Source organism: Bartonella sp. AC10YNML, assembly GCF_042196825.1.
Lineage (GTDB): Bacteria > Pseudomonadota > Alphaproteobacteria > Rhizobiales > Rhizobiaceae > Bartonella.
Window position 1 is genome coordinate 40499 of record NZ_JBHIRA010000008.1, and the last position, 11858, is coordinate 52356.

An 11858-nucleotide genomic window follows, 5' to 3' on the forward strand; every position below is an offset into this window, starting at 1 on the left:
AGAATGAAAATGAAATGCACTCTTAAAATTTGCTATGCAAAATGACTCTTTCTATAAGAATAGCTATAAAGATCAACTTATTATAATGATTATATCCTATACAGGCATTCATCTTAAACATCATCGGCTAAAATCAAACTTCTTAGAAGAAAATCTTCACAATTGTTAGAAAATAAATTTATTTTGACATTCTGCATTTCATATAAAAAGTGGAAATAATAATATTTTATCCTGTTAAGGACTAAAATTTTCTTTGTATTTAAATTAATAGTTTTTCTTTTAAAGATAATTTACTGATTTTTAAATAAAATTATTAAAATTCATTATATAAGCGATAAGAGGTTTACTTCTTTCCTGTATTTTCTATTCCCATGCTTGATAAAAATAAATTATTTTTTTGATAATAATATCCAGCATAATGAAAACAACTCAATTTTTTACATTGCTCCCAAAGAGCTTAAAGATTATAAAAATGCATAATGGTTTCATATTTGCCAGCTTATCTAATAGGAGAACATAATGAAATTATTAGTAGGAGCTCTTATAATAAGCGCAACACTGTTTACTCTAACGGCCAATTCTCAAACGCTGAAAATTGCAAGTGATGCTTCTTATCCGCCATTTAGTTATATTGACTCAAATAACGAACTTCAAGGGTTTGATATTGATATAGCTTATGCACTTTGTAAAAAAATGAATATTGAATGCACTATCGTCATGCAAGACTTCGAGGGAATGATTCCCGGACTTATTGCCAAAAAATACGATGCTATCGTTTCTTCCCTTTCTCCTACAAAAGAGCGCTTACAAAAAATTGATTTTACAGATCCTTACTACAATACAGTACTCGCTGTTATTGTTAGCAAAAATTCGGGAATTAAAGAGATCTCAACACAAAGCTTTAAAGGTAAAAATCTTGGTGTACAATCAAATACAACACAGGCTTCATATTCAGAAGACCATTATGCCTCTGGAGAAGTGAATATCAAACTTTATCCTACAGCAATAGAAGTTACTCGTGACCTTTTAAGCCATCGGCTTGATATAATCATCTTTGATAAATTAAAAGCATTAAATTGGCTTGAAAATGAAGGAAAGGATTGCTGCGAGCTTCTAGGAACTTTAGAAGAAACAAAATTTCCTATTGCAATTGCACTCCGTCAAAATAATACTGATCTTAAAAATAAGTTCAATAAAGCAATAGAAGAAATCCGCGCCGATGGAACCTATGATGAAATTATGAGAAAGTATTTTGCATTCGATATCGATTAAATATCACTATGAATTAAACTTGAAGCTTTATATTTTAAGGAATATTTTCAAACTCTTTGTTGAACATGCAAGTATGATTGAAAACCCAGTATTTTTATAAGAAAAATTTATATTTATAAAAAGTTAATTTTTAATTGTTTCTCGATATTTAAACCTTTCATGGAATCTAATAATAATTGAGATTGTATTTTTATTTTATAAAAATCTAATTTTTTCTTCATGTTCAAATTGAATAGCCTTATTTTGCAAGAAAATTTCTCGATTTTTATTTATGAGATAATGCAAAGCACTCATTTTATGAAAATTAAGCCATCATAAAAGCAATAAGATATTCATTTTCTTTAAATCAATAAAAAAGATAATTTTTTGATAATAATCTGCAACATAATGATCTAAAATAAACGCCGATAAATTTTTGCATTGCTCCCAAAAAGCTTACAGATTATAAAACGTGACGATTTCATATTTGCCCGCTTATCCAATAGGAGAATATCATGAAACTATTAGCTGGAGCTCTTATAATAAGCGCCGCGCTATTCGCCCAATTGGCTGATGCGAAAACATTAAAAATTGCGAGTGAAGGCACCTATCCTCCTTTTAGTTATATTGATTCAAATAACAAACTGCAGGGATTTGATATTGATATATCTTATGCACTTTGTAAAAAAATGAATGTTGAGTGTACTATTGTCACGCAAGATTTCGAGGGAATGATCCCCGGACTTATTGCAAAAAAATATGACGCTATTGTTGCTTCTCTCTCTCATACGCAAGAGCGTTTACAAAAAATTGACTTTACAGATCCTTACTATGACACAGCACTGGCTGTCATTGTTACTAAAGATTCAGGAATTAAGGAACTCTCAACACAAAGCTTTAGAGGTAAAAATCTTGGTGTGCAATCCAATACAACACAAGCTTTGTATGCGGAAGATCATTATGCCTCTAAAGAGGTAAAAATCAAACTCTATCCTTCCACAATAGAAATGAATCGTGACCTCTTAAATCATCGACTTGATATGATTATTGTTGATAAATTAGAAGCGTTAAATTGGCTTAAAAATGAAGGAAAAGATTGCTGTTTCCTCCTAGGAACTCTGGAAGAAACAAAGTTTCCTGTTGCAATTGCAATCCGTCAAAATAATAATGATCTTAAAAATAAGTTCAATGAAGCAATAAAAGAAATCCGTTTGGATGGAACTTATGAGAAAATTATGAGAAAATATTTTACAAATGATGTTTATTAAATATCAATGTGATATTTAAATGCAACCTACTGTCTATTTCTAAAAAACATTATCTAACTCTTTCATGAGGAACACAAGAATGATTGAAAATTTAGCATTGCTATCATTTAGCAATGGTGGATGGGGAGCGGTTATACTTTCCAGTGCAGGAATGACATTGTCATTGGCGTTGTGTTGTGGCCTTCTAGGGCTTCCCTTAGGTCTTCTCAATGCAGTAATGATTCGATCCAATATTAAGATAGCTAAAGCTCTAGCACGTCTCTTTTCAACGGTATTTCGTGGATTACCAGAGCTTTTAACTCTGTTTTTAGTTTACTATGGATTACAAAATCTTATTCAAAATGCCTTTGACTATTTTAATCTTGAAATCATGTTCAGCATCAATGCTTTTGTTGCTGGTGTCCTTGCACTCAGTCTGGTTTTTGCAGCTTTCTCTTGTGAAGTTTGGCTTGGAGCATTTAATATTTTTGATAAAGGTCAATATGAAGCTGCCAAAGCTTTAGGCCTTTCACGATCAACCACATTTTTTCGTATTGTCTTCCCTCAGCTCATCCGAAATGCCTTACCAGGACTTTCTAATAATTGGCTTACTTTACTGAAAGATACATCCCTCGTTTCAACTATCGCGCTTGTTGACCTCATGCGACAAACGAATTTAGCTGTCGCGGCAACCAATAAACCCATGCTATTTTATCTTGTAGCATGCTTACTCTATTTATTATTTTCAGCGTTTTTTTCTACAATATTACGCTATGTGGAAACATACACTCAAATAGGCTATAAAAAGGTGCTAGGTTAATGATTCCGGAGTGGCTTTATTTCCTTTTTAATCCTGATCTTTTAAGCCGTTATGGCCCCAAATTTGTTGATGGCTTTATTGTTACTGTTGAGCTTGTTTCTATTTCTTGTTCTCTTGGTTTTTTCCTTGGTATGCTTATCGCTTTTGCGCGTTTATCAAAGAATACGTTTTTACAATATTTCGCAAATGCTTATGTCTATTTTTTTCGCGGCTCTCCTTTGTTAGCCCAACTCTTCCTTTTTTATTATGGGCTTGGTTCAATGAACAATTTTTGGCAACAGGTTGGTCTATGGTGGTTTTTTCAAAACGCGTGGTATTGTTGTCTTTTTATTTTTACACTCAATTCTGCTGCCTATCAATCTGAGATCTTTAAAGGAAGTTTTTTATCCGTAACAACTGGGCAACGTGAAGCATCAAAAGCTTTAGGTTTAAGCAACTCTGTCACATTTTTTAAAGTTATTCTTCCACAAGCAATGATTATAGCATTACGCCCTCTAGGCAATGAGTTGATTTTAATGATTAAATCCAGTGCCATTGCCTCACTTATTACTGTTTATGATTTAATGGGGATTGCTAAACTCACTTATTCACGTACATTCGATTTTCAAGTTTACGTTTGGGCAGCCCTTATCTATCTTTTTATTGTTGAACTCATTCATCGTTTTATTGTTTTTATCGAACATCGCCTCACTCGATATTTACGATAAATAAATGATCATAAAAGAACTTTACCAAATCAAAATGTTGAATTAATAAATTCATTCATCAATGAAAGAATAAAACAAGATGAATTTGAAAAATAATCAATCGATCTCTCCCAATAAAAACCCTGTGATCTCCATTCGAAACCTCAATAAATGGTACGGAAACTTTCAGGTTCTACATGATATCAACTTTGATGTTCAAACTGGTGAACATATCGTTATTTGTGGCCCATCCGGATCTGGAAAATCAACGTTAATTCGTTGTATTAATCAATTAGAACAAGCACAAAAAGGTTCGATCCGTATCCATAACGTTGATATCCATACCGCCCCTGTACAACAGCAAAAAAATGTTCTCCGTAAGATAGGAATGGTCTTTCAGAACTTTAATTTATTCCCCCACATGAGCGTTATACAAAATTGTATTTTAGCCCCTATGACAGTTCAAGGTCTTTCCAAACAACAAGCAAAAGAACGAGCAATTCATTACTTAACGCATGTCGGTATTGAAAAACACTGTGAAAAATATCCTTTCCAACTCTCTGGTGGGCAACAACAGCGTGTTGCGATTGCCCGTGCACTTTGTATGGAACCTGAAGTAATGCTTTTTGACGAACCAACCTCTGCTCTTGATCCAGAAAGTGTAGGAGAAGTTTTGCAAGTAATGGCTCAATTAGCAGATACAGGAATCACAATGCTTTGTGTTACTCATGAAATGGACTTCGCACGGAAAGTCTCAGAAAGAATACTCTTTCTAGAAAACGGAAAAATTGTTGAAGATACAGCATCTGAAAAATTTTTTACCAATCCTAAAAGCCAACGTGCTTGTGAATTTCTTGCTAAAATTAAATATTAATCATTAAAATATTGCTTTATTTATACAATTTTATTCCTACTTTTAAAAAGAGTGATAATTGTTTGTGCGCCAACAACCCCCGATGGTACTTCAGTTTTCATTTTCTGTTCTACCATCTCAAAGGAATCAAGTTGTGCCTGTCGCAATAAAGGATTAGCCAAAAGTTGTTCTACCTGTCTTGCTAACATGCCAGGACGGATTAATTCATTCAAATATTCCGAAACAATAGGCTTATCAGCAATAATATTTGGAAGAGCAGCACTCCATAACATCATTTTAGGAAAAATAAATAATTTAGAAAAGAAATCAAGTTTATAGCAAAGAACCATAGGAACTTTTGCTAAGGCTAATTCAAGTGAAACAGTTCCATGTGCAGCAAGAGCAACATCTGCTTGTGCAAAAGCACGCCATTTTTCATCTTCACCAACTACAATTTCTATCTTGCTTTTCCAGCCCTGCACAAAGTCCCGGATTCTATCTACCAAATGAGGTAAGGTTGGTAAAATAATACGTAAATGAGGAATACGTTGTACAAGAATCTCTACTGTTTCTCGAAAAATAGGCATTAAAGAACGAATTTCTGAATTGCGCGATCCTGGCAAAATAACTAATGTAGGCGATAATGCTTGTGTATCGATCAAATTTCTTTGTTCTAATTGGCTTTTTTTTTCTGACTGAATTCTCAAAAGGGGAGGATATGTCAAAAGACGATGTCCAACATAAGTCGTGGCAGGGCCTCCCAAATCTTGCATAATCTTTTCTTCAAAAGGAAAAACCGCTAAAACATGATCAACAAATCCACACATAGCTTTTGCACGCTCTGGCCTCCATGCCCAAACGGTTGGTGCAATATATTTAATGATAGGAATAGAAGGCGCTAAAGCACGTACCTTTTTTGCAATACGATGCGTGAAATCAGGACTATCAATAATAATTAAACAATCAGGTTGTTCTTGTGCAATAAATTTGGATAAATTGCGAATGTGTAGCAACAACAACGGTAGTTTTTTCAACACCTCCTTTAAACCTATTAAAGCAATATCATGGGAATCAAAAAAGCTTTTTAAGCCTAATGCCTTTAAATGGCTCCCCCCAACACCAATCAAATGAATATTGCATCCTATCTGTTGTGATAAACAAGAAATTAGATCGGCCCCAAGTAAATCACCAGATTCCTCACCTGAAACCACTGCAATCTTTAAGAAACAATTATTCATGACCAAACTTCTCAAATGTCTCTATAAATAGAGAATATTTGTTGGCTTTTTCTATTGTTGTTTTCACTGATAATATTAGACTTCTATTTGCCTCCACCGCAACACCATATAAACCACTCTTTGCAATATTCATTATTGTCGCGGGACCAATTGATGGCAAATCAACGCGATTATCCTGTTGTGGTTTTGCACATTTTACAAGAACACCACCCTTAGAGGGAATTTGCCCTCTTTCTCGCATTTCACAAACACGCCACAACATATTATCAGTTCCCTCAGCGCCCTCCAAAGCAACCACCCTTCCCTGAACAACAACAACGGCTTGTCCAATATCCAATTGACCTAAAAGTTTTGCTGCTTCTGCTGCTAAAAAAATATCTTTTTTCTCTTTTGGCGTAGCACGCCGTATTGTTAAATTAAATGCTATGGGAGCTAAAAGATCTGGTACTATTTCATGGGCACCGATAACACAAAAACCATACGCTTCAATAATCCGTATAAAAGCTTTTAATAACGCATCATCTCCCTTCCTCAAAGCTCCGATTAACTTAGGCAGAGCTAAAAATGTTGTCCAGTCCAGTCGCAATTGTTTAAGAAGTGGTCGCTTTTTCACACCACCTGCCAAAACAACATTATAAACTCCAACCTCTTTTAAGATTTTAACGAGTTGTGCTAACTCTACAATTGATAGCTCGCAATGCTCATAACGATAAAGAATAGAATCTGCTTCACCACGCAAAAGTACAAGAAAAGGATTTTGCCCATTCTTCTCAAGAACCTGCGCAACAGTAATCGGTAGAACACCATTTCCTGCTATAACGGCAGTACGGCCGGAAAGAAAATTTCTGGCACCGTAAATAGGCATTTTTAATCCTTATGTTCTTTTATTCTATTATCTTCAAATTTTGGTGTACAATAAAAACGCTTTCCTTCTTCTTTAATAAAATTAACAACTTCAGAAACAGACTGAGAAGAAGAATAAAAAGAAGCAACATCACTAACACGCTCTTTAAATGGTTTGCTATGATCAAAAAGCATCGCAACCGCATGACGTAGTGCGTGAATATCCTGACGCCCAAGGCCTGCACGCTTCATGCCAATAATATTAAGTCCGGCAAGTTTTGCCTGCACACCAACAGCTGTTCCATAAGGAATCAGATCACCAACTAGTGCAGATACACCGCCAATAAATGCATGATGTCCAACACGAACAAATTGATGAACAGCAGCTCCACCCCCGATAATCACATAATCACCAACAGTAACATGACCAGCAATCATTACGTTATTGGCAAATGTTACATGATTGCCTACATGACAATCGTGAGCGATATGCGCATAACAAAAAAATTGGCAATTATCACCAACAACTGTCATTCCTACACTCGAATCGGAACCCCTATGCATTGTTACACCTTCACGAATCGTACAATTCTTACCAATAAAAAGAGTCGTAGCCCCTCCTTTATGTTTATTATTTTGCGGTTCAGCTCCCAAAACTGCATGAGAAAATACTTTACTCTTAGCTCCTAAAGTCGTCTTTCCCATTATTACAACATGACTTGTCAAACTACATTCATCACCAATAACAGCCTCTGAACTAATATGGCAAAACGGCCCAACGCATACATTCTCACCAAGCTGCGCTCCCTTCTCCACAAGAGCAGTTGGATGGATTTTCGTACCGGACATTTTTAAATTCCTATCAAATATCGTTTATTCTTTTTCAACAATCATCGCAGCAATTTCTGCTTCAGCGACGCGGACATCTTCTACTTTTGCAACACATGAAAAACGTCTCATACCAGATCTTTTTTTCAAAAGCTGAACATGAATCTTGAGCTGATCACCAGGCATAACCGGCTTACGAAATTTCGCATTATCAACCGTCATAAGGTAAACTAAATTTGTTTGCTTATTGCCTAAATTTAAAAGTGCTATTGCTCCTGCCGTTTGTGCCATAGCTTCTAAAATCAAAACTCCAGGCATAACAGGCTTTGAGGGAAAATGTCCTGTAAAATGTGGCTCGTTAATCGTTATATTTTTAATACCAATCGCTTCTTGTTCACCATCAATATCAACGATACGATCAATTAATAAAAATGGATAACGGTGCGGTAATATTGATAATAGTTTTTCAATATCGACAGCCTCTAAGTTTTTAGTTTTTTCACTGCTGATCATATCAGCGTTTCTCCTTTTTAACTTTTCCCATACTGCGCAACGCCGCTACTTCACGAAACCATTGTTTAAATGGTCGCGCTGGACTACCTCCCCATTTTTCGCCATCCGGAATGTCATTCATAACACCACTACGAGCAGCAATCTGAACAGATTTACCTATTATGATGTGATCAGCTACTCCCACACTTCCACCAAGCTGAGACATATCCCCTATAGATGTACTTCCCGCAATGCCACATTGAGCGGCAATAAGACAATAGCGACCAATTTTTACATTGTGGGCAATTTGTACAAGATTATCAATCTTGCTTCCTTCACCAATAACAGTATCTTGAAATGTTCCACGATCAATTGTCGTGTTCGCACCAACTTCTACACCATCCTCAATAATAACGCGACCAAGCTGTGGAATTTTCTCGATTCCAGAAACGCCCCCAACATAACCAAAACCATCTTGCCCAATGCAAACACCAGGATAAAGCTGAACCTTATCACCTATTATAGAACACTGAACTGTTACCTTAGGAGCAATATAGCAGTCACATCCAATACGGCAATTTTCACCGATAACAGCTGTGGATGAGATAAGAGTTCCTGCACCAATCTCAACATTTTTACCAATAACAGCTCCCGCTTCAATACACACATCATGCGCCAACTTAGCCGTTGGATGAATATGCGCATGCGATGAAATCCCCTTCTTCCCCAACCAAGGTATTGGCTTAACAGAATCTGGAAACAAAATACGACCAATCTGAGCAAAGTCACGCTGTGGTGTGGATGTCACCAAAATTGCCATAGTTTCGGGAACTTTAAAAACAATCTCATTCGTACACAAAACAGCAACAGCAGAACTATCCAGCAAAGCATCAGAAAACTTCCGATGCTCTACAAAAACAAGCGAACCCTCCACAGCACTCTCAAGTGAAGAAAGAGTATTGATAACTTTATGAGAAAACTCTGGATTAAGAAGCTTTGCACCCGTCAACTCAGCAGCATTTGCAACTGTCAATCGTCGGGACGGCGTAAAAAAAAATGTATCCGCCATCAAAACACTTTCTCTCCCAGCTTAAGCTATTCTCTTCAAGTTTTTCCTTCTTAAAATCGCTCAAATCAGAACTTTGTAGAAATACCAAAGTTTAATTGCTGCACACGATCCCCCTCCTGCTTCATTATTGGCCAAGCATAATCAAAACGCAAAGGACCAAACGGAGAATCCCACATCAAACTCACACCTGCAGATGAGCGCCAAGCACTTTTGGTATTGGTAACAGGCGGCTCACCTTTAAAAACTGCCTTATAATTATTACCATAAAGCGTGGCAATATCCGCAAATAAAGCACCGCGCAACCCAAATCCTTCAGGCACAACAGGAATAGGAAACTGTACTTCAGCAGTCGCATTCATATATGTTGTTCCCCCTAAGAAATAAACTTCACCCTTATTGGAAACCTGACGTGGGCCTATCCCATTATATTTGAACCCTCTGATTATATCAGTATTCGCCTTAAACATATCGAAAATACGAACACCATCTCGGCCCATTCCGTGGATATAACCACCCCCAAAGGAAAGCAAACCAACAATATCCTTCTGGTCAGAAAGAGTCTTGTACATCATCGCCTTACCCGTGGTCTTCAAGAACTTTGCACTCCCACCAAGCCCTGCATATTCCTGAAGCAGATGCACATACCACCCATCATGGGGGGATCTCATATCATCAATCGTATTATAGGTGAAACCATAACTAATTGATGAACGTTTCCAAGGGCTGTGTTTTGCAGCTTGAACAATCGCACCAGAATATTTCCCATATAATTCTATTATGTCACTCTCTTTGTCAAAATCATACTCTCCGCCAAAATCATATTCTTCCTGCACATAAGAATAAGCTACATTAGCAGATAATTGATTATTAATAGGTAACGAAAACCGCAGTGATCCACCTGTTTGCCGTACATCATAGGCTTTATCAGCACGATAAGTACTACGAAAAACATCAACGCCAGCAGATAAACGATACCCTAAGAAATAAGGATCAACAAATGATAAATTATAATTACGAGATTTTTCTTGCCCCGCACCTAATCCTAAACGAACATATTGACCACGTCCCCCAAGATTACGTTCAGTAACAGAAACTTCAAGTGACATACCAGGACTTGTTCCCCCCGTTGTATACCCCCCTGAAAGAGAGAGATCTCCTGTTGAAGCTTCAACGACATCTATCACCAAAACAACTTGGTCAGATTGCTCGGTAGGAACCATTGAAATATTAACGGCTTTGAAAAAACCTAAACTTTCTAGACGACGTTTTGCCCGCTGTAATAAAGTTTGATTGTAGGCATCTCCTTCATTCAAATCAATCTCACGACGAATGACATAATCACGCGTTTTCTCATTACCACGTATATCAATACGCTGAATATAAGCACGTGTACCCTGTTCAATATTATATAAAATTGAAATTGTATGATTTGCTAAATTACGATTTCCCCGCGGTTCAACTTTAGCAAAAGCATATCCCGAATCAGCAACTTTGTTATTAATAGTTGCAACAGACTGTTCAATATCTTCTGCACTATAAACATTACCTGGCTGGGTTTTAAGCATCCTTTTTACAGATTGAACGTCAATTCCATCAACATCACTTTCAACTTGAATATCACTAATTTTATAACGCGCCCCTTCATCAAGAACAAAAGAAATTTTATACGTATTGCTTGCTGCATCAAAAGTTGCTTTAGAAGAGACTACACGAAAATCTGCATAACCACGGTTATAATAAAAGCGACGTAAAGCTTCTTCATCAACAGCGAGGCGCTCTTCACTATAAACATCACCTCCCAACAACTTCGAAAAAATTCCTGAAGTTTTTGTTGAAATCACATCACGCAAACGGCGACTTCCAAAGACATTATTGCCCTTAAAAGTGATATCACCAATCTTTGTTTTTTTCCCTTCAACGACATTAAATACCACATTAACCCGCCCTTTTCCAAGGTTAATCGTTTGAACGTTAACAGTGATATTATTACGACCAAGAGTTTTATAAGCCTCACGAATTGTATTTATATCAGCAGAAAGCTTAGCAGAATTAAAAGGCTCATTTGGTTTTAAAGAAATAAACCGCTTAAGATCTGGGTCTTTAAAAGATTTATTTCCTTGAAACAATATTTGATTGACAACCTCATATTCTTTTACGAATACAACCAATTTATCACCCACCGGATTTATTTTAACATCATAAAATAAACCCAATTCGAAAAGGTTCTTCACAGCACTATCAACATCACCACTGGAAACACCTTGCCCAACCTTAATCCCCATATTGTCTCGAATCGCCTGAGAACTTACAAACTTATTCCCACGAACCTCAATAGAGCGGACTACAGACGCTTGTATTTCTCCGACCGCAGCAATTGACATAAAAACCGTTGCAGGGGCAATCATCCCCATCTTTAACACCAATACAGATGCTGCATTTAAAAACTTTGAATTCGTAGTCATTGGCTTTTTTACCTTACTCTCGTTCTTTGGACATGATGCCTTAAAAAGCTAACTGCCATAACAACCTTT

At 36.4% G+C, this 11858-nt stretch carries 11 protein-coding genes; 5 read left to right on the forward strand and 6 right to left on the reverse strand.

Features of this window, described 5'->3' with window-relative positions; translation table 11 throughout:
• The first annotated feature begins 519 nt into the window (after window positions 1–519).
• The 5 genes from ACFINA_RS05645 to ACFINA_RS05665 all read left to right on the forward strand — a co-directional run bounded on the left by ACFINA_RS05645 (window position 520) and on the right by ACFINA_RS05665 (window position 4878).
• The gene (locus ACFINA_RS05645) at window positions 520–1272 is read left to right on the forward strand and encodes a transporter substrate-binding domain-containing protein (RefSeq protein ID WP_375615217.1); all 753 of its coding nucleotides are present in this window, start codon (window positions 520–522) and stop codon (window positions 1270–1272) included.
• A 494-nt stretch (window positions 1273–1766) separates the two neighbouring features.
• The gene (locus tag ACFINA_RS05650) at window positions 1767–2519 is read left to right on the forward strand and encodes a transporter substrate-binding domain-containing protein (protein WP_375608543.1); all 753 of its coding nucleotides are present in this window, start codon (window positions 1767–1769) and stop codon (window positions 2517–2519) included.
• Between the two features lie 79 nt (window positions 2520–2598).
• Window positions 2599–3318 (forward strand): ABC transporter permease, encoded by a 720-nt coding sequence (locus ACFINA_RS05655; protein WP_375607204.1) that lies wholly within the window; start codon window positions 2599–2601, stop codon window positions 3316–3318.
• Window positions 3318–4025, forward strand: a complete 708-nt coding sequence (locus ACFINA_RS05660; protein ID WP_375607205.1) for an ABC transporter permease — start codon at window positions 3318–3320, stop codon at window positions 4023–4025. Before ACFINA_RS05655 ends, ACFINA_RS05660 begins: the two co-directional genes overlap by 1 nt.
• A 79-nt stretch (window positions 4026–4104) precedes the next feature.
• Window positions 4105–4878, forward strand: coding sequence for an amino acid ABC transporter ATP-binding protein (locus ACFINA_RS05665; protein ID WP_375608542.1), 774 nt, complete (start codon window positions 4105–4107; stop codon window positions 4876–4878).
• Between the two features lie 20 nt (window positions 4879–4898).
• Here ACFINA_RS05665 and lpxB read toward each other — a convergent pair whose 3' ends face one another.
• The 6 genes from lpxB to bamA form a co-directional block, all read right to left on the reverse strand.
• Entirely contained in the window at window positions 4899–6095 is a 1197-nt protein-coding gene (gene lpxB / locus ACFINA_RS05670; protein ID WP_375608541.1) for a lipid-A-disaccharide synthase, read from the reverse strand.
• Window positions 6088–6960, reverse strand: a complete 873-nt coding sequence (locus tag ACFINA_RS05675) for an LpxI family protein (RefSeq protein WP_375615218.1) — start codon at window positions 6958–6960, stop codon at window positions 6088–6090. The genes lpxB and ACFINA_RS05675 overlap by 8 nt, the downstream gene beginning before the upstream one ends.
• Window positions 6961–6962: 2 nt before the next feature.
• The gene (lpxA, locus tag ACFINA_RS05680) at window positions 6963–7787 is read right to left on the reverse strand and encodes an acyl-ACP--UDP-N-acetylglucosamine O-acyltransferase (protein ID WP_375610638.1); all 825 of its coding nucleotides are present in this window, start codon (window positions 7785–7787) and stop codon (window positions 6963–6965) included.
• Window positions 7788–7811: 24 nt separating this feature from the next.
• Window positions 7812–8279, reverse strand: a complete 468-nt coding sequence (gene fabZ / locus ACFINA_RS05685) for a 3-hydroxyacyl-ACP dehydratase FabZ (RefSeq protein ID WP_375607210.1) — start codon at window positions 8277–8279, stop codon at window positions 7812–7814.
• Window position 8280: 1 nt separating this feature from the next.
• A complete protein-coding gene (gene lpxD / locus ACFINA_RS05690; RefSeq protein ID WP_375614674.1) occupies window positions 8281–9327 on the reverse strand; it encodes a UDP-3-O-(3-hydroxymyristoyl)glucosamine N-acyltransferase in 1047 nt (348 codons plus the stop codon).
• Between the two features lie 65 nt (window positions 9328–9392).
• Window positions 9393–11789 (reverse strand): outer membrane protein assembly factor BamA, encoded by a 2397-nt coding sequence (gene bamA, locus ACFINA_RS05695; protein WP_375607212.1) that lies wholly within the window; start codon window positions 11787–11789, stop codon window positions 9393–9395.
• Window positions 11790–11858: the final 69 nt, after the last annotated feature.